This is a genomic window from Enterobacter sp. RHBSTW-00994, from assembly GCF_013782625.1.
Lineage (GTDB): Bacteria > Pseudomonadota > Gammaproteobacteria > Enterobacterales > Enterobacteriaceae > Enterobacter.
Genome location: NZ_CP056199.1, coordinates 2699814 through 2718199 on the forward strand (window position 1 = coordinate 2699814; position 18386 = coordinate 2718199).

General features: G+C 54.2%; 17 protein-coding genes. 7 read left to right on the forward strand and 10 right to left on the reverse strand.

The genetic code is table 11. From position 1 onward, the window contains the following. Nucleotides 1–188: 188 nt before the first annotated feature. Nucleotides 189–812, forward strand: a complete 624-nt coding sequence (locus HV346_RS12960) for a TetR/AcrR family transcriptional regulator (RefSeq protein ID WP_181619748.1) — start codon at nucleotides 189–191, stop codon at nucleotides 810–812. 61 nt (nucleotides 813–873) lie between these two features. On the opposite strand, the gene HV346_RS12965 is transcribed toward HV346_RS12960, so the two are convergent. The 6 genes from HV346_RS12965 to HV346_RS12990 all read right to left on the reverse strand — a co-directional run bounded on the left by HV346_RS12965 (nucleotide 874) and on the right by HV346_RS12990 (nucleotide 6320). Continuing rightward, on the reverse strand, nucleotides 874–1479 hold the full coding sequence (locus HV346_RS12965; protein ID WP_181619749.1) for a PqiC family protein: 606 nt from the start codon (nucleotides 1477–1479) through the stop codon (nucleotides 874–876). Then, nucleotides 1476–3110 (reverse strand): MlaD family protein, encoded by a 1635-nt coding sequence (locus HV346_RS12970; RefSeq protein ID WP_181619750.1) that lies wholly within the window; start codon nucleotides 3108–3110, stop codon nucleotides 1476–1478. Before HV346_RS12970 ends, HV346_RS12965 begins: the two co-directional genes overlap by 4 nt. Further along, nucleotides 3107–3727 carry a paraquat-inducible protein A gene (locus HV346_RS12975; protein WP_181623774.1) on the reverse strand — a complete coding sequence of 207 codons (621 nt, stop codon included), beginning with the start codon at nucleotides 3725–3727 and terminating at the stop codon, nucleotides 3107–3109. The genes HV346_RS12970 and HV346_RS12975 overlap by 4 nt, the downstream gene beginning before the upstream one ends. Continuing rightward, on the reverse strand, nucleotides 3720–4346 hold the full coding sequence (locus HV346_RS12980) for a paraquat-inducible protein A (RefSeq protein ID WP_181619751.1): 627 nt from the start codon (nucleotides 4344–4346) through the stop codon (nucleotides 3720–3722). Before HV346_RS12980 ends, HV346_RS12975 begins: the two co-directional genes overlap by 8 nt. 87 nt (nucleotides 4347–4433) lie before the next feature. Then, on the reverse strand, nucleotides 4434–5096 hold the full coding sequence (locus tag HV346_RS12985) for a DUF3313 domain-containing protein (protein WP_181619752.1): 663 nt from the start codon (nucleotides 5094–5096) through the stop codon (nucleotides 4434–4436). Nucleotides 5097–5372: 276 nt separating this feature from the next. Further along, nucleotides 5373–6320 carry a LysR family transcriptional regulator gene (locus HV346_RS12990; RefSeq protein ID WP_181619753.1) on the reverse strand — a complete coding sequence of 316 codons (948 nt, stop codon included), beginning with the start codon at nucleotides 6318–6320 and terminating at the stop codon, nucleotides 5373–5375. 112 nt (nucleotides 6321–6432) lie between these two features. On the opposite strand from HV346_RS12990, the gene HV346_RS12995 reads away from it, so the two are divergent. Next, complete coding sequence (locus HV346_RS12995; RefSeq protein ID WP_181619754.1) at nucleotides 6433–7152, forward strand: SDR family oxidoreductase; 720 nt, start codon at nucleotides 6433–6435, stop codon at nucleotides 7150–7152. 121 nt (nucleotides 7153–7273) lie between these two features. Here HV346_RS12995 and HV346_RS13000 read toward each other — a convergent pair whose 3' ends face one another. After that, complete coding sequence (locus tag HV346_RS13000; RefSeq protein WP_181619755.1) at nucleotides 7274–8461, reverse strand: MFS transporter; 1188 nt, start codon at nucleotides 8459–8461, stop codon at nucleotides 7274–7276. A gap of 119 nt (nucleotides 8462–8580) precedes the next feature. Between HV346_RS13000 and HV346_RS13005 the strand changes: the two genes are divergently transcribed. Together HV346_RS13005 and HV346_RS13010 are read left to right on the forward strand one after the other, a co-directional pair. Further along, a complete protein-coding gene (locus HV346_RS13005; protein ID WP_181623775.1) occupies nucleotides 8581–9534 on the forward strand; it encodes an AraC family transcriptional regulator in 954 nt (317 codons plus the stop codon). 126 nt (nucleotides 9535–9660) lie between these two features. After that, nucleotides 9661–11343 carry an alpha,alpha-trehalase gene (locus HV346_RS13010; RefSeq protein ID WP_181619756.1) on the forward strand — a complete coding sequence of 561 codons (1683 nt, stop codon included), beginning with the start codon at nucleotides 9661–9663 and terminating at the stop codon, nucleotides 11341–11343. Nucleotides 11344–11439: 96 nt separating this feature from the next. Here HV346_RS13010 and HV346_RS13015 read toward each other — a convergent pair whose 3' ends face one another. Both HV346_RS13015 and HV346_RS13020 read right to left on the reverse strand, forming a co-directional pair. Next, on the reverse strand, nucleotides 11440–13542 hold the full coding sequence (locus HV346_RS13015; protein ID WP_181619757.1) for a TonB-dependent siderophore receptor: 2103 nt from the start codon (nucleotides 13540–13542) through the stop codon (nucleotides 11440–11442). A 112-nt stretch (nucleotides 13543–13654) separates the two neighbouring features. After that, nucleotides 13655–13909: a GlsB/YeaQ/YmgE family stress response membrane protein gene (locus tag HV346_RS13020; RefSeq protein WP_181619758.1), complete on the reverse strand. Its 255-nt coding sequence runs from the start codon at nucleotides 13907–13909 to the stop codon at nucleotides 13655–13657. Nucleotides 13910–14116: 207 nt separating this feature from the next. Here HV346_RS13020 and HV346_RS13025 point away from each other — a divergent pair, with 207 nt between their 5' ends. Continuing rightward, entirely contained in the window at nucleotides 14117–14848 is a 732-nt protein-coding gene (locus HV346_RS13025; RefSeq protein WP_181619759.1) for a flagellar brake protein, read from the forward strand. Nucleotides 14849–14886: 38 nt separating this feature from the next. Here the strand turns inward: HV346_RS13025 and emtA are convergent, their stop codons facing one another. Then, nucleotides 14887–15498, reverse strand: coding sequence for a membrane-bound lytic murein transglycosylase EmtA (gene emtA / locus HV346_RS13030; RefSeq protein ID WP_181619760.1), 612 nt, complete (start codon nucleotides 15496–15498; stop codon nucleotides 14887–14889). 108 nt (nucleotides 15499–15606) lie between these two features. On the opposite strand from emtA, the gene ldcA reads away from it, so the two are divergent. Beyond that, nucleotides 15607–16521, forward strand: coding sequence for a muramoyltetrapeptide carboxypeptidase (gene ldcA / locus HV346_RS13035; RefSeq protein ID WP_181619761.1), 915 nt, complete (start codon nucleotides 15607–15609; stop codon nucleotides 16519–16521). A 97-nt stretch (nucleotides 16522–16618) separates the two neighbouring features. Further along, a complete protein-coding gene (locus HV346_RS13040; protein ID WP_181619762.1) occupies nucleotides 16619–18352 on the forward strand; it encodes a potassium/proton antiporter in 1734 nt (577 codons plus the stop codon). The last annotated feature ends 34 nt before the right edge of the window (nucleotides 18353–18386 follow it).

Here is an 18386-nt window from a genome sequence, read left to right on the forward strand (position 1 = left end):
ATTGCATGATGATCCTGACTCCTTTTTTCAGACTGCTCTGGCTGCCAGTAATCCCCTTTTATAAGCGAGCATTCCTCTCTTCCCGATACCCATTACGCGATCCCCATCCAGGCATTCAAGGCGTATACATGGCATAATAATGTGAGTACTGTACGGTGTAGTTATTTTTTGATCAGTAAGGGTTCAACATGAAGGTACTGACGCAAGCGCGCCGCCAGAGGATCGTAGCTGCCGCCGCTGAGGTGTTTCTGGAGATTGGGTACGAGCGTGCCTCAATGGATGAAGTGGCCAGACGTGCGGGTGGATCCAAGGCCACGCTGTATAAATACTTCTCTTCAAAAGAGGCGTTGTTTGAAACGGTTGTGCGCAATTACAGCGCCAGGTTTCTCACCGAAGCCGCGAGCGGGCTCACGCAACCCGACAACCAGCGTCTCTCCCTGGAGCAAAGGCTCGTCCGCTTTGGTGAAGATATGCTCCGGGTGGTGGCAGGGGATAACCAGGCACTTCAGATCTATCGCGTTGTGCTGGGTGAAGCCGGTCATTCCGATATCGGACAACGGTTTCTGGAATCCGGTATCCGGCAAAGTATGGAAGCGCTGGCTCAGGAAATGAAAGCGGCGATGGAACGGGGGGAACTGGCAGCATCGGCCCCAATGCTTCGCGCCATCCAGTTTACGTCCCTGATCAAGGCAGAAACCGAGGTGTTATTTTTCTTGCGAGATATGCCTGATTTCTCTCAGGAAAAAATCAGCGAGATGGTCACAAATGGTGTGCGTCTCTTTCTGGACGGCGCAGTTAAAAAGCCTGAATAACACGTCCCTGCCCTGTTACCGGGCGCGTTCCATCGAACCCGGTTTTTGGCGCTGACCGAAACTAATCGCGACGACATACAGCCGTACCCGTTGCCATCCAGTGAGTCGCCGTCTGTCCAATCTGACGAGCCAGCCGTTCAATCACACTCTGCCAGGCAGCAAACATGTCCGTCGGATCGCCGGAGAGAGGTTGCGACAGGTGGCTTTCGCACACCAGCCGACGATTCCCTGACTCTCGTTGAGTGGATAAGCTCCAGCTAGCATCCAGAGTAACGGCATTACCCGGCCAGCTATCAAAACGCCGAACCTGCAATAGGATGCGCACCACCGGTTTGTTGTTATCCCTCGCCAACCCGGCCACATCCACGGTATTGAGTTGCTGCGTCATTCTGAGGGACAGCGCCGCCTGCACCTCATCCCCCAACGGACTTAACCAGCGTTCGTTGTCCAGAACAACCACACCGTTGTCGCTTTGGCGAACCACAATCTGTGGCATATCCAGTTGAGCAGGAACACCAACGGGCAACAGATCGATCACAAAATCGGACGGCGTGACAACACGGGATACGGGGTCGGTATTGACCAGCGTGTGGTAACGCACCTGGGGAGATGAACAACCGGCCAGCCCGCACGCGACACCGATGACGAGACAGAAAACAGTTTTCACGGCTGCTCTCCTTCCTTGAGTGAATGAGGAACATTGAGCACCACATCGTCAGTGCGGCCCTGCAATAATGATTCCGGATGGCGATCCAACTGATTTGTCAGGCTGCGAACGGCCCGTAGCGTTCGGGTGGCCTCCTGCAAAGAGTGCAGGAGATGAATGACCAGAGGGGAATCTTCCGCCAGCAGCTTTTGCGCGTCTTGTGTCGTTTGCTGCGCCTGTTGCATCAGGTGGTTGGCAGCAGGCAGAGACTGATTGTTCACCATTCTCAGCGTTTTATTCAGTTCAACCAGCGCGGTGTTCATGTTGTTCCCGATCTCATCCAGCGGCATTTTGTTTATTTTCCGGGCGATACCTGTGAGCTGATCCTGAAGGATGGTCAGCCCGCCATTCACGGTGGGTAGCTCAACCGGGCGTTTTGCCGCATCAAAATTCACTTCTGGCGCATCCGGGACAAAATCGAGCGAGATATAAAGTTGCCCCGTCAGCAAACTACTGGCCGCAGCCTTTGCCCGCAGACCATGCGCGATCATTTCACGGGTGAAAATAACCGTATTAAGGTCAGTGTCGCCTGTTGGTTTAGGGAGTTTCTCAAGCACATTACCCATCCGGGAGGGATAAACATCAATATCCACAATGGTCGGAAAGCGATATCCCTCGGGGTTATAGTCGAGTTCAACCGAGGCAACATGTCCGATCCGCACACTGGAAAACTCAACCGGTGCGCCAACGTTCAGGCCATGCAAGGGATGTTCAAAACGTAACTGAAATCGCACCGGTGGGCCATCTGCTGGAGCCATTGCCGTTTCCTGATCCGGCGCCAGCTTGTAACGGGTTCGCTTATAGAGCCCTCCCTGGGTTGGGTTATCCAGTCTGGAGAATGCGATCCCTCCAGCCATGATGGCAGCAACGGTCTGGGTTTTAAGCTGAAAGCCATCGCTTCCGACGGAAAGATCCACCCCACTCACGTTCCAGAATCGTGAATCGGCAGTAACCAGGCGGTCATAAGGAGCATCAATAAAGATGTTGAGATCGATCCCCCTGCCGTCTTTACGCAGCTGATAAGACGTAATCCGCCCGACCGGGATACGGCGATAGTAAACCGGGGAGTTAATATCCAGCGATCCAAGGTCATCCGCTTCAAGCTTAAACTGGCTCCCCGCCATACCGTTGACGATAGCCGGCGGGATTTCCAGACCAGTGAAACGGTATTGGCTTTCATCAGACTGCCCTCTGTCCACGCCGATGTAAGCCCCGGATAACAGCGTATCAATGCCGCTGACTCCGCTCATTCCGACACGCGGCCGGACCACCCAAAATCGGGTATCGGCGCGCGTCAGATTTTGCGCATCTCTGCCGAGTGCGACCCGCACCAGCACCTGAGTGTTATCGGGACTGAGGGTGATCGCCTTCACCAGTCCGACGGTGACATCTTTGTATTTAACCGCCGTTTTTCCGGCTTCGAGACCGGCTGCACTGCGAAACGCAATAACCACTTCCGGACCGACGGATAAGCGCGCCTGAATCACCATCGACACCGCAACAATAAACGCGACAACAGGAAGCAACCAGATAAAGGCGTTACGCCAGCGCCCACGGTAAAAAAGAGGAATACCCGAAACAGGACGCTTCATTGCTTGTCTTCCCATAATGTTTTTGGTTCAAAACTCAACGCACAGAGCATGGTCAAAATAACCACCAGGCCGAAATACAGGATCCCTGACCGGGGTTCGGCCTCACTCAGCGCATGAAAACGGAGCAGGCCACATACCACGGCCACCACCACCACATCCAGCATCGACCAACAGCCAATCCACTCCGTTATCCTGTAAAGCCTGGCGCGCTCACATCTGGCCCAGACGCTCTTACGGGCACGAGAGATCAACAAGAGACTCAGTGACAAAAATTTCAGGCAGGGAACAATCACGCTGGCAATGAAGATGATCGTCGCGATGCCCCACGAACCGCTTCGCCAGAAGGCGACAACGCCGGAAAGGATGGTGCTTTCACTGCCATAGCCGAGAAATGACGTGTGCATCACCGGGAAAATATTGGCGGGGACATACAGGATCATCGAGGTTAAAAGCAGCGCCCAGCTTAAATGCGAATGCTCTGGCTGGCAGTGAGGCAGTACCGTCTGGCAGCGAGGACATTTTCTGCGAACACCAGGCGTCGCTTCATCGGCACACACCAGACCACACAGTGGACAGCGGCACACCTGCACCTGACGGGCAAAGGGGGGATTAATTATCACAGCCCTTCTCCTCGCTCGGGAGCAGATCCCACAGTGAACGCAGATCATGGCTGTTAATCACAACCACTAACACGCAGGAGACCGCCAGCGCCCAACCGCCAGATCCTACGGATACGTCCAGCAGCGACGAGAGTTTTACCCCCGCAACAAGAAAACCCAGCACACCGACTTCCACCATACTCCAGGGATGCAGCCATCTGAGCGCTTTCATGCTGAAGATAAACGCAGGTGCTGGACGCCCAAAACGCGCAAAAATCAGCAGCCAGGCTGTCAGTGCGATCTGTAAGAATGGCGCGACAACCAGAAGAAACACGGTACAGAGTGCCATAAGGGGATTACCGTCTCCGGAAGCCAGCGCCCAGGCCGCATTCCACAGCGTGGTGTCATTCGTCATCCCATGAAATCCGACGGAGATAACCGGAAAAATACAGGCCAGGAACAGGGTAATGGCCGCCGTCAACATCAGAGGCAATACATGACCAGGTACACGCCGCTGACCACGCCATAGAACGGCGTAACATCGCTGGCAACGTGCGGTTTCACCCGACGCACAGGGCAATGTCTGGTAAACACTGTCGCAATGCGGGCAGATCGTCAGATGCGGGAATGTTTTCATAGCTGGGGTTCGCCAGAACGAAACTCATGAGGAAAATCACAGCCGGTCGGGTTGAACGCCTCCCGGCTGCACACGTTTTGGCTGGCGCTATCTGAGCGCTTCCGCCAGTTCTTCTGCCCCTTTTTCAATACCGACTTCAGCGGCACTCAGCGAGCCGATGCTGGCAGAAACATTCATGGCATTTGGATACTGTCGCGCAACGTAGGCTTTCAGCAGTTCGTGGCTGTTTGCATCATAAATTTCAACGGCATAATCCACCGAACCGCTCATCAGTCCCTTGCCACCCCGTATCGATTGCACGATGTTGTAAGGACCGCCCGCCAGATCGAATTTGGTGAAAGTTCCCACCACTTGCGGCGTGGTATCAGCGCCCGTCAGCGTCAGTTTCAGACGCAACGTGTTCGCCGCAGGCTCTTTGACCTTGTTAAAACGTGGCTCCAATGCTTTGCTGAACTGCTCTTGCATATAGGTGGCAAGGGTACGGCGATCATCCTGCGCCATATCATCAAACTGTCCGTCGTTACCCTGATAAATTTTCACCGGGTCAATAATAATGCTGTCGTACTTGCGCCAGTCCACCAGGGGTGAATAACGATAGGGGATGCGGTCAGCGTCATCGTCGGTATTTACTGTCAACGTTGACGCCGAGTCGATGCCGCTGTAACGCACAGGCTCATTCCTGGCACACCCCACCATCAGGAGGGTGATACCCATAACCGCCAGCCCACTGATTTGCCTTAACATCTTCATGTGCAGATCCTTTCGTTGTGGTTAAGGGTTGCACTTACCGGCAATCCCTCTGCAAAAATCATCTCATTCACATCAAATGTGAACTGTACGGTTTAGTTTTGATCGTATCAATGGAAGCTGTCAATGTAATTGTTTGGTGAAACTATTCTGTTCTGGCACTAACCCATGGATGTTGCGTGAGCAGGGTTTTGATGGGAATGGATGACGGACAATAACGTTTCAGCCAGAAATGGCCTGGTGATTTACCGGATTGACACCGATCTATTCACATTGAATTCACTTCACGTTTGCCTTTTCCAGCACTGCACGAGTGTGCCTGCTAAATTCGCTGCGGGACACTTTTACGATCGTCTCCCGGACCCACTGATGCACAGGATCGGCATGCATTCGTGGATGCCAGATGGCAGAAACCTTTATCGGCGGCGTGGGCACTGGCAGTTCGAAATAGTTGATTTCAGCGCAGGGATCGGACCATGCCAGCACGGTAAAAGGCACGAGGCCAATGGCATCTGAATGACGAATAAGATTGATCGCGCAGCCGTAGGAAGGCACTGACATCACGATTTTCCGTCGCAGCCCCAGCACATCCAGTGCCGTATCGACCGGCCCCCACTGTTTATTTTTTCTGGAAACGACAACATGAGGAAAACGGATGTAACGCTCAGGTGTTATGCCTGGTTCTTGTAAAAGAGGATGATCCTTTTGGCAAATGCCGACAAAACGATCGCTGAAAAGTAATCGGGTTTTCAGCTCCGGCGCATTCGTCCCCAGCACACCAATTTCCAGATCAATTTTCCCCTCTCGCAACGCCTGCACGTCTTTATCGGATTTACTGGCAAAGAGGAGCTGCATATTGGGTGCAACTTGCCGTATTTCTTGCAGCAAAGGCGCTGCACACAGGTCGATAAATCCCTCGTTCGCCCGGATAACAACGCTTCGTTCCGTTGTGGCAAGGTTGATAGCCTCCCCCGGCGGCTGAAGGAGCGTCCGTGCACTGAACACCGTCTGGCTTACGTTTTCGGCCAGTTTCGCTGCATAGGGCGTGGGGACCATGTAACGCCCGGCCTGGACTAAAAGCGGATCGCCAGTGACATGACGTAAGCGGGTCAGTGTCCGGCTCATCGCAGATGTGCTAAGTCCCAGACGCTGAGCTGCTCGCGTGACACTGCACTCGGCCAGCAGGGCATCCAACGCGGTCAGTAAATTCAGATCAATTTCCGGCATATGCTTCGAACCATTGCATCAAATGCAATCTATTATTGCACTCCACGCGTCTGGTGCAAGGGTGGCCCTGCGTTTAAATTATCCCTACACGAGATAGGCAGGAGTGACAAAAATGACACTGAATGAACCAAGAGCGGAAAGACCGCATATGCTGCTGATTGGCGCTTCCCGGGGTATCGGCTTCGCCATGGCAGAAGAACTGCTCCACAGGGGATGGAACGTCACAGCAACCGTTCGCAGCACTAATGCCGCTCTTCATGCACTATCTGCACGTTACCCACTGTCTCTGACGGTCGAGCACCTTGATATGACGGATACTGCGCAACTTGCCGACCTAAAGACACGCCTCCGGTATCAGCGTTACGACACGCTTTTTGTCAATGCAGGCATCGCCAACCAGAACCAAAGTGAAACTATTGCAGAAGTCAGCACTGAAGAGTTTGTCCATGTGATGATCACCAATGCCCTCTCCCCCCTGAGAGTGATAGACGCTTTTCAGGCGCAAGTAACTGCGGATGGGTTAATCGGCGTAATGTCATCTGGTCAGGGCAGCATCAGCAACAACGAAAAGGGAGGAAAAGAGGTTTACCGTGGGACGAAAGCTGCGCTCAATCAGTACATGCGCAGTTATGCGGCGCGACAGGTCCTGAAGACTCCCGACCGGGCTTTGCTGCTACTTGCACCAGGCTGGATACGCACAGATCTGGGGGGCGAGGATGGAGCATTCAGCCTTACGGAGACCATCCCGGATATCGTCAGTGTGATTGAGCGCAAACGAAGCAGGCCAGGTCTGGAATTCCTGGATCGCTTCGGTAAGGTCGTGCCGTGGTGACAAGGGCTGCGCGCAACCGTTACCCCATCAGCCCAGACCATCAGGTCGCGAGTCCCGCCTGTTGTCCGGATGCCTGCCGCTTCCCTCTCCCGAAAAGAGAGGGAAGCGGACGTCATCTGGCTTACTGCGCGCGGACCCGCACACCCATAAACACAATCACCATTGCCGTAACCAGCAGTAACCCGCTGCCGGCAAAGACGCCGCTTGCGCCGTTGAGGTCAAACATCGCACCACCGCCTGCCGCCCCGGCTCCAATTGCAAACTGGATAGACGCCACCAGCAATCCCCCTGCACTTTCGGCTTCGTCCGGGACGGTCGTCGCAAGCCAGGTTGACCAGCCCACCGGAACCATCCCAAATGCAAAGCCCCACAGCGCAACCAGGAAACCATCCAGAATCGCCAGGTGACCGAATGCCACCATCGTCAGCGCCAGCACGCCCATCACAAACGGAACCAGTGCCAGCGTCAGGCGTAAATTACGGGCCAGCAGATGTCCGGCGATGGACGTCCCGACAAAGTTAGCCACACCAAAACCTAATAAAATCAGTGAAATGGTTTCAACGCTCGCCTGGCCGACCGTTTCGAGGAACGGGCGCAGATACGTAAAGAAGGCAAAGTGCCCGCTGAAAATCAGCACGGTCGCCAGTAACCCGCCCACCATACCCGGACGGCGCAGTACACGGAACATCGTGCTAAAACTGCCGCTATTTTCCGGCTTCATTGACGGCAATACCCAGAGCTGCCACAGCAGCGCCAGCACGCTGGGCACAATGCACAGCAGGAACACATTACGCCAGCCAATCAGGCTACCGAGAAAACTGCCCAACGGCGCAGCCACAACGGTCGCAATTGAAACACTGGAGAAGATGACCGCCAGCGCCTGCGGAACGTTATCCGCAGGAACCAGACGCATGGCCGTAGCGGTCGACATTGCCCAGAACCCACCAATCGCGACCCCCAGCAACAGTCGTCCCAGCAGTAAGACATGCAGCGTTGGCGCAAACGCCACCAGCAGGCTGGAGACAATTTGCAGAACCGAAAAGAACATCAATACCCAACGTCTGTCGATACTTTTGGTCGCCGGGGTAATCAACAACCCAGTGACCAGCGCCACCAGCGCCGTGGCGGTAACGGCCTGTCCAGCCATCCCTTCACTCACATGCAGGCTCGCGGCCATCGGCGTCAGTAAACTGGCCGGTAAAAACTCTGCCGTGATTAAACCAAAAACCCCCAGCCCCAGTGAATAGACGGCTCGCCAGGCGGGTCTGGCAGGCGCAATAGCCTCTCTCGCCGCGACACATGAATTCATCTGTTGTTCTCCCGTTATAAAAATGTGACTAATGTCGCAAAAGCATAGAGTGTTCCCCGTGGACGATCTATGACATATAATCTCTGATTATTGATAATTCGTCCGGAAGTGACATCATGATCCGCCAGTCGTCCCCCGATCTCATCAGCGAACTGCTCCGCGGAATGCGCCTTTCTGGCGTCAAATACCGCCGGATTGAAGCCAGTACCCCCTTTGGCGTCGCCTTCGACCAGGCCCCTGGTAAAGCGCAATTCCATTTTGTGAGTCACGGTGCTGCCCTGCTGCGCATGGAGAGCGGCGCAACGTTCACCTTAAACAGTGGAGATGCGCTCTTTATTCCCAACGGGAACGCTCATGCTCTGCTCTCAGATGAACAGGCGCAGGTGATGCCCGTGAATGCCTTCCCCAGTGAGCCTATCTGCAACTCGGTTTGTACCATCTCCTGCGAGCCTTGCCCGGAAAATGCCAACACCATTATTTTTAGCGGATGTATGGACTTTGAACTGGGCGGAATGCAGCCGCTGATCAAAGCGATGCCGGAAGTCATGATGGTAAGCCGTCTGATGTCCACCTGGCCGGAGATCCACCCGCTGCTGTCGGCAATGGAGCGGGAGTCTATGACCCGCCAGGTGGGGTTTGCCGGGATTCTGGCGCGTCTGGCTGATGTCGTTGCCGCACTGATTGTGCGTGGATGGGTGGAAGCCGGATGCGGCAGAGCGACTGGCTGGGTGCAGGTGTTGCGTGACCCCCGACTGAGCCGCGCTATTTACGCCATGCATCAACAGCCTGGTGTGAACTGGAGCGTCGCAGACCTGGCAAAAGAGGCAGGAACATCTCGCTCCGTGTTCGCCGAACGTTTTCTTTCGGCTACGGGGACAACCCCGGCAAAATATCTCAGTGAGCTGCGAATGCGTCTGGCGGTTCAGTACATTCGTCATGAAAATCAGCCCATCGAAACCGTGGCCTTACGCTTAGGCTATGGATCGCTGGCGGCGTTTAGTCGCGCATTTAAACGCATTGTTGGCCACGCGCCAGGGACACTAAAAGACATTCCGGTGTCGGAAGAGGTTTAAGCGGTAAATCGTCTGGTTGTGCGCAAAATGGGACATCCGGCACGCGAAGCCGCGCATATTCGTCTAAGGTTTTTCTCGTGGTTGATGACGGCGGTCACGCTGGTCAGCAGATAAAGGAGATAACCCATGATAAGACCTCAAATGCGCCACCCTACCCTTTTGCAGCTAGCTCTCGGCGGCGCGTTGTTTGGCATAACCGCGCTAAGTTATGCCAACGATCCTCTTTCGAGCCAATCCGCGTCCCCGGACGTGCTCCTTGGCCCGCTATTTAATGATGTACAAAGCGCCAAACTCTTTCCCGATCAAAAAACGTTCGCCGATGCGATTCCTAAAAGCGATCCCCTGATGATCCTTGCCGACTATCGCATGCAACGTAATCAGTCAGGTTTCGATTTACGTCACTTCGTCGATGTTAATTTTACCCTGCCCACTGAAGGGGAAAAGTACGAGCCACCTTCAGGACAGACATTGCGGGCGCATATTGAAGGCCTGTGGCCCGTATTGACCCGCACCACCGACAAGGCCGACAAGTGGGACTCCCTTCTGCCGCTTCCCAAACCCTATGTTGTACCCGGAGGTCGCTTTCGGGAGGTCTACTACTGGGACAGCTATTTCACCATGCTGGGGTTAGCCGAAAGCAACCGCTGGGACACGGTTCGCGACATGGTGGATAACTTCGCTTATGAGGTAGACACCTGGGGGCACATTCCTAACGGAAATCGCAGCTACTATCTGAGCCGCTCACAGCCTCCCTTCTTCGCTCTGATGGTGGAGTTGCTCGCCACCCACGACAGCGATGCACTGAAGAAATACCGCCCGCAGATGGAAAAAGAGTATGCCTGGTGGATGGATGGCGCAGACGCACTTCAGCCGGGCCAGGCTAACAAACGGGTGGTGAAACTGGATGAGGGTACGATCCTGAATCGCTACTGGGATGACAAAGATACCCCGAGGCCAGAATCCTGGCTGGACGATGTCACCACGGCCAAAAATAACCCTAACCGCCCGGCCACGCAGATTTACCGCGACCTGCGTGCCGCCGCCGCTTCCGGCTGGGATTTTAGCTCCCGCTGGATGGACGATCCGCAAAAACTCGGCACGATCCGTACCACCAGCATGGTTCCTGTCGATTTGAATGCCCTGATGTTTAAGATGGAAAAACTGCTGGCAAAAGCAGGCCAGGACGCTGGCGATACGGCCAGTGCAACCCACTATGAGGAACGGGCAACCGCCCGTCAGAAGGCCATCGAGCACTATCTGTGGAATGAAAAAGAGGGGTGGTATGCGGATTACGATCTGAAAAGCAAAAAAGTACGTAATCAGCTCACGGCAGCCGCCCTCTTCCCACTGTACGTCAATGCCGCCGCCAGAGATCGCGCCGATAAGGTGGCGGCAGCAACGGCATCTCGCTTGCTGAAACCCGGCGGTATTTCAACAACCACTCTTAACAGTAGTCAGCAGTGGGATGCCCCGAATGGCTGGGCGCCGCTGCAGTGGATCGCCGCTGAAGGCCTGCAAAATTACGGTCACAAGAAAGCGGCTATGGACGTGACCTGGCGCTTCCTGAAAAACGTGCAGCACACCTACGATCGTGAACAGAAACTGGTGGAGAAGTATGATGTTTCCACGACAGGAACGGGAGGGGGTGGCGGCGAGTATCCTTTACAGGACGGTTTTGGCTGGACCAACGGCGTGACGCTGAAAATGCTGAACGGGATCTGCCCGAAAGAGAAGCCGTGCGAGAGTGTTCCCGTGACAGAGCCTGCGGCGAATGATGACGCGGTCCCACAGAAAGATGCAGCGCAGTAACGCCTCTGCATCTGTTCCCCTTACCGCCGCCCTCTCCCACAGGGTGAGGGCGGATAAAACCGACAGGCCCGGTCCACACTGCACTACCGGACTTTTTTAGAAACGATAACTTGCCCCTAACTGATACGTCCGATCGCGCCCAATCCAGCAGTTTGCCGCGTCATAGCAGGTTAACGTCTCTTTGTTGGCGATATTTTGTGCGCTGACCTTTAGCGTCAACCCCGCCAGCGACGGCAATATTTCACCCATACGGTACGATGCCGCGAGATCGAACTGGGTTGTTCCCCCCAGTTTACCGGCATGGTTATCCGGCGCGATCTCCATAGGGCCGGTGTAGCGGGCTCCTGCTCCCAGATTCAGTCCTTTCAACGGTGTGCTGTCAAAGGTATAGTCTCCCCACAAATTCACTGAATTTTCTGGTACTTGCGTTGGACGTTTACCTTTGTATTTATCATCTTCGGTGTTGATAGCATGCGTGTAAGCGTAGTTTGCAATCAGCGTCAGGTTGTCCGTAGGGCGGCTAATGGCAGACAATTCCGCCCCTTTGGATTCCACCTCTCCGGTCTGACGATAATTCAGGAAACCGGGATCGGTCGTCACGACGTTATTCTGGCGAATGTTAAACACCGATGCAGTAAAGGTTGTGGCGTAGTCTTCCAGCAGGTACTTCACCCCGCCCTCAACCTGTTTGCTGGTCGTTGGCTTGACGTCTTTTGCCGTTAACGTCCCTTGCGGCGACACAGGGGAAAAACCTTCGGAGTAGCTAATGAATGGAGAGATCCCGTTCCCGAAGGCGTAGAGTGCGCCCAGACGTTTGGTCACACGATCCTGCGAAACCCACGCTTTATCACCGTGTTGCAGATAGTCGGTGGTCACGGAACGGTAATCGTCATAGCGCAAGCTACCCAACACATTCAACCCGCCATATTCAACCTGATCCTGCACGTAGTAGCCATTTTGCTGATAGCTCAGTCGGTTTTTTTGCGCGGTGTAAAGCCCCAGCGCACTCTCATGGATCTGCGTATAGTCCGGAGAACGCATATCGATTCCCGGCGTCGCCGCGGCATAGCGATAGTGGAAATGTGAATTCATTTTCTGATAATCAAACCCGGCCAACAGGTGATGCTGCCATTCGCCGAGAGACACCGTTTTCGTGATCTGGTTATCAACGTTAACGCTCTGAAGATCTTCATCCGTGGTATAGGCAAAGCGGTTAAGGTCATAGACATCGCTACCCGGTCCCGTCGGGTAGGCACTACGCTGATGTGTATCAACATCGAAATAGCGGGTCTTCTGACTCACCCCCCAGCCATTGTCAAACGCATGCTCAAAACGGTAGCCGAGCATCCACTGGCGCTGCTTAAAGCCGTTCCACTCATCACCCGCATAGTCGCGACGACCGGCATATTTCGAGCGTAAATAGGACAGAGGCAACGGGTTAGACGGAGATAAACTCGGGGTATTTTGTGCCAGCGCGTCAAGGGTGAGACGCGTCTTGCTGTCGGGCTGCCAGGTGACGGACGGTGCAACCAGATAGTTTTCATAGCGCGTGGTGTGCGGTTGGTCGTCGCTCTCTGTCGCCTTGCCCAGCAGACGATAATTCCAGTCACTGTCGGCAATTTGCCCGGTCGAGTCCAGATAACCCTCTTTCAGATTACGGTTTCCGGTGCTGAACCCCAGCTCGGTTTTCGCCTCTTTTTGCGGCTTTTTACCCTGAATATTAACCAGCCCACCGGGGGAGCCCCCACCGTACAACACCGATGACGGTCCTTTCAGGATGTCGATGCTGTCAATCAACAGGGGGTCGATACGCGCTTTGGTATTCCCGGTGACGTTATAGGGTAACTGAAGCCCGTTATAGAACTCCTGATCAACCGTAAACCCGCGAATTTTGTATTCGCTCATGTAAGAGGTATTCCCGCGCACCTCAGTCGATACCCCTGGGGCATAGCGCAGGATCTCATTCACCGAGTTCGCATGACGCTGTTCAATTTCTTGTGCCGACAGGGTATTGATCACCTGGGGCGTTTTACTTTCGGCAACTGCCGATTTGGTTGCGCTATTGGTCCAGACGGGAAGCTCACTTCCCTGCTCTGAGCCCGTCACCACGACGGTTGATTCTTCGGCAAAAGCCTGTGCCTGAAATGCCAGCGTCACGGCTCCTGCCAACGCACATAATGCAAAACGCGAGGTGTTCATATTGTCGTCTTATTATTGGGTAATTCAGAAACGACAATTATTCTCATTCCTATTTGCAAATCAAGATAGGCACAAAAAAACGGCCCTCACAGGAGAGCCGCTTCCGGGTAATTTATGTTCGTCTGAGTAACCTGAACACCCCTAGCACGACAACCGCACCCACCACAGCGACCAGGAAGCTGTGCAGGTTAAAACCACTGATGCTGCCACCAACGCCAAACATTGTCGCTAGCCAGCCACCAACAACCGCACCCACGACGCCAAGGATACAGGTCAAAATAAAGCCACCGCCATCACGCCCAGGCATGATGAGTTTGGCGATAGCACCAGCGATAAGACCGAAGATAATCCAGGCGATGATACCCATAGCGATGCCCTCTTGCAGGTTTAATTCGTGCGCAGAAAACCTTCTGTGCAGTTACACTCAGTATAGGTCATCGCCGGAAAACCAGTTTCATCTCACCGACTTAAATTGCCTGACGCGGTGAAAAAAACTCACCGGTTTGTATTAAGTTTCATTTGAGTCTGCCGATAACGCTATGACAGTCTGTCACACATCGAGGAGCCATTCGGCGTGAGTAATTACAGTGAGCAGTTCCTGAAACAAAATCCGCTGGCTGTATTAGGGGTATTACGCGACCTGCAAAAAGGCGAAGTGCCATTGCGCATCAGTTGGTCAACGAACCAGTTCATCAGCAAGATCCTTGAGGTCACGCCGGAGCGCCTGGTGGTTGATCTGGGTAGCCAGGAGTATGAGAACCGCGCCGTATTGCGTGCGGCGAATATTTCTGTGCTGGCCGAAACCCAGGGGGCGAAAGTCGAATTCGTTCTGCCGCGGCTCGAACAGGATGACTATCAGGGTCTGCCGGCATTTGTTGCGCCATTACCCACTAACCTTTGGTTTGTGCAGCGCCGTGAGTATTTTCGCATCAGCGCCCCGCTTCATCCTTCGTATTTTTGTAAAGCCAAAATGCCGGATAAAAAAGAGATCCGCTTCCGCTTGTTCGATCTGTCGCTCGGTGGCATGGGCGCATTGATGGACACAGCAAAACCCGACGGGCTGGTTGAAGGCATGCGGTTCACGCAAATAGAGCTGGATATGGGCGGATGGGGGCGTTTTTACTTCGATGCACAGTTGATTGCGATCAGCGAGCGTAAAGTGGTGGACAGTAAAAATGAAACCATTACCACCCCGCGCCTGAGCTTCCGTTTTCTGAATGTTGGCCCAGGAGCAGAGCGCGAATTACAACGTATTATTTTTTCACTGGAACGAGAAGCACGGGAAAGGGCAAATAAAGTTCTGTAAGTGACGTCGGGCAGCATGTGCGCCGCCCGACAACGGCCTTACATCGCATCCATCGCTTTCTGGACTTTCCAGATATAACGTGGAGCCTGCGGGGCCGGATGGTTTTTCACCACATGATTAAAGAATTCATCTTTATCCATGCCGTTGATCTCCTGGATAGCGGCTTGACGGTCTGATGAGAAGGTTCTCAGCAACGCCCCTGCACCGTTGACGTAAGAGACCACCAGCGCATACTGCATCACTTCAGGATCCTGAATCCCCTTCAGCACGCCATGTTCCAGAATGCTCAAATAGGCAGTTCCCATTGAGATGTTACGCTCCGGGTTTTTCAGCTCACTGGTTGATGGCTGTCCGCTCCAGCCCATATACCGATAAACCTCTTTCCCCGCCGTCGAGGCTTTGAGTTGCATCAGCCCCACCGCATTCGATTTACTGACCAGCGTTGGATTTCCGCCTGATTCGACCGCAATAATCGCCGTGACCAGACGCGGACTCACGCCCCATGCCTTGCCCGCTTTCTCGCTGATTGGCATCCACTGCATTGCCCGTTTAACAGGTACTTCCGGGTTCCACGGTGGATTTTGATAGTCATGTTTTGTACTACAGCCTGCAAGCAACACAATCAAAAAAGCAAACCATCTCAATTTCACGTCATCTATCCTTATAGCCGGTCATTACCTTACGCAGCCCCCTTGATGGAGAGCGTGCATAGGCGGCATGATATAAGCATTTAGTTTCTCATTCAGCAAGGAATTGCCATGTCTCAGTTTCATCTTATCGCGCCATCCGGGTACTGCATTAACCAGGACGCCGCACAGCGCGGTGTTCAGCGCTTACTGGAATCGGGCCATCGCGTCACAAATCAGACAATTATCCCTCGCCGCCAGCAGCGGTTCGCCGGAACCGAAACGCAACGTCTGGCCGATATAAACGATCTGGTCTCCCTGAACGGAGAAAACACCATCGTAATGGCGGTTCGCGGCGGTTATGGCGCAAGTCGTTTGCTGGAGAGTATCGACTGGGCGGGGCTGGCAAAACGCCAGCAGCAGGACCCACTGCTGATCTGCGGGCACAGCGATTTCACCGTGATCCAACTGGGTCTTCTGGCCTTACACAATATCATTACCTTCAGCGGCCCCATGCTGGCAGGGAACGTTGGCGCGCCCGAACTGGATGCATTCACGCAGGAACACTTTTGGCGCGCGCTCCAGAATCCAGTCTTCGATGTGACGTGGCAAGGCGAAGGCCCCCAATGGGCGTGTGAAGGTCAGTTGTGGGGAGGAAATCTGGCTATGTTGGTGTCACTGGTTGGCACGCCGTGGCTCCCCACCATCGAGGATGGCATTCTGGTGCTTGAGGACATTAATGAACACCCGTTCCGGGTCGAGCGTATGCTATTGCAACTTTATCACGCGGGTATTCTTTCGCGTCAGTCTGCCATTGTTCTGGGCAGTTTTAGTGGCGCACAACCCAATGATTACGACGCGGGTTATTCACTCGACACCATGGTCGATTTTATCCGTTCCCGGTTGGATATTCCTGTGATAACCGGCCTGGCATTTGGTCATGAACAGCAAACGGTCACCCTTCCACTCGGGGCGCAGGCGATATTGACCCACGATACGTCAGGCAGTCGGTTAACAATCAGCGGCCATCCCCATATAAAGGCATAAAAAAGCCGTTAAACCGCCTCAATAAAACGCTGTTTCTGTCGTTAATATGTTAGGGTTTTAGGAGAAACAGCAATATTGAGGTGGGAGTAAGACAACATTGGATGCCGCAGCGATAATCAGTCTTTTCATTCTGGGTTCGGTACTTGTAACCTGCAGTATTTTATTAAGTTCATTTTCGTCGCGTCTCGGCATACCTATTCTGGTCATCTTCCTTGCTATCGGCATGCTGGCGGGCATCGACGGTATCGGTGGTATCCCATTCGATAATTATCCCTTCGCCTATATGGTGAGTAACCTCGCGCTGGCAGTCATTTTGCTGGATGGCGGGATGCGTACCCAGGCAAGTTCATTTCGTGTTGCCCTCGGCCCGGCCCTGTCGCTGGCCACCATTGGCGTCCTGATTACGTCCGGACTTACTGGCATGATGGCCGCATGGTTATTCCACCTGAACCTGATGGAAGGTTTACTGATTGGCGCGATCGTCGGTTCAACCGATGCAGCGGCGGTCTTCTCTCTGCTGGGAGGAAAGGGGCTGAACGAACGCGTCGGCTCCACGCTCGAAATTGAGTCCGGCAGTAACGATCCCATGGCGGTATTTCTCACCATCACCCTGATTGAAATGATCCAGCAACACGAAGCCGGTCTGAGCTGGATGTTTGCCTGGGAAATAGTGCAACAGTTTGGCCTGGGCATTGCTATCGGGCTTTCCGGCGGTTACCTGCTCCAGCAAATGATTAACCGTATCTCGCTCCCCGCCGGGCTTTACCCTCTGCTGGCATTGAGCGGCGGCATTCTGATTTTTGCCCTGACCACGGCGATGGACGGCAGCGGTATCCTTGCCGTGTATTTATGTGGTTTCCTGCTGGGGAATCGCCCGATTCGCAACCGTCACGCCATTTTGCAGAACTTTGACGGGCTGGCATGGCTGGCACAAATCGGTATGTTCCTGGTACTCGGTCTGCTGGTGACACCGTCCGATCTCCTGCCAATCGCTGTTCCTGCGCTGATTTTATCCGCCTGGATGATTTTCTTTGCCCGCCCGCTGTCGGTGTTTGCCGGTCTGCTGCCGTTTCGCGGGTTCAACCTGCGCGAGCGCATCTTCATCAGTTGGGTAGGACTTCGTGGGGCTGTCCCCATCATCCTGGCGGTGTTCCCGATGATGGCCGGGCTGGATAACTCTCGCCTCTTCTTCAACGTCGCCTTCTTTGTCGTGCTGGTTTCCCTGTTGTTGCAGGGAACGTCCCTGGGATGGGCCGCGAAAAAAGCCAAAGTGGTCATTCCTCCTGTCGGCTGGCCGGTCTCCCGCGTGGGACTGGATATCCATCCCGAAAATCCGTGGGAGCAGTTTGTCTATCAGCTCAGCGCCGATAAATGGTGTGTCGGCGCATCGCTGCGTGACCTGCATATGCCAGCGGAAACACGCATTGCAGCCCTGTTCCGCGACAATATTTTGTTGCACCCGACCGGCAGTACCCGTCTGCGTGAAGGGGATATTTTGTGTGTAATAGGCCGCGAGCGCGACCTCCCCGCACTCGGCAAACTGTTCAGCCAGTCGCCGCCCGTTGCACTTGATCAGCGGTTCTTCGGGGATTTTATTCTGGAAGCCAATGCCAAGTTTGCCGATGTCGCTCTGATTTACGGCCTGGATGAAGGTCTGGAATATCGGGATAAACAACAAACGCTGGGCGAAATCATTCAGCAGCTACTGGGCGCAGCGCCGGTGGTAGGCGATCAGGTCGAATTTGCCGGAATGATCTGGACGGTGGCGGAGAAAGAAGATAACGCGGTGCGTAAAGTCGGTGTACGTCCTATGGAAGAAGAGACCGAATAAGCGTATTGGCCGGGCGACGATGATGTCGCCCGGC

What these genes read in the sequence shown, in the direction of transcription:
- HV346_RS12960 (WP_181619748.1), top strand. Translation starts at nt 189, where the DNA reads ATGAAGGTACTGACGCAAGCGCGCCGCCAGAGGATCGTAGCTGCCGCC.
- HV346_RS12970 (WP_181619750.1), bottom strand. Translation starts at nt 3,110, where the DNA reads ATGAAGCGTCCTGTTTCGGGTATTCCTCTTTTTTACCGTGGGCGCTGG.
- HV346_RS12980 (WP_181619751.1), bottom strand. Translation starts at nt 4,346, where the DNA reads ATGAAAACATTCCCGCATCTGACGATCTGCCCGCATTGCGACAGTGTT.
- HV346_RS12985 (WP_181619752.1), bottom strand. Translation starts at nt 5,096, where the DNA reads ATGAAGATGTTAAGGCAAATCAGTGGGCTGGCGGTTATGGGTATCACC.
- HV346_RS12990 (WP_181619753.1), bottom strand. Translation starts at nt 6,320, where the DNA reads ATGCCGGAAATTGATCTGAATTTACTGACCGCGTTGGATGCCCTGCTG.
- HV346_RS12995 (WP_181619754.1), top strand. Translation starts at nt 6,433, where the DNA reads ATGACACTGAATGAACCAAGAGCGGAAAGACCGCATATGCTGCTGATT.
- HV346_RS13000 (WP_181619755.1), bottom strand. Translation starts at nt 8,461, where the DNA reads ATGAATTCATGTGTCGCGGCGAGAGAGGCTATTGCGCCTGCCAGACCC.
- HV346_RS13010 (WP_181619756.1), top strand. Translation starts at nt 9,661, where the DNA reads ATGATAAGACCTCAAATGCGCCACCCTACCCTTTTGCAGCTAGCTCTC.
- HV346_RS13015 (WP_181619757.1), bottom strand. Translation starts at nt 13,542, where the DNA reads ATGAACACCTCGCGTTTTGCATTATGTGCGTTGGCAGGAGCCGTGACG.
- HV346_RS13020 (WP_181619758.1), bottom strand. Translation starts at nt 13,909, where the DNA reads ATGGGTATCATCGCCTGGATTATCTTCGGTCTTATCGCTGGTGCTATC.
- ldcA (WP_181619761.1), top strand. Translation starts at nt 15,607, where the DNA reads ATGTCTCAGTTTCATCTTATCGCGCCATCCGGGTACTGCATTAACCAG.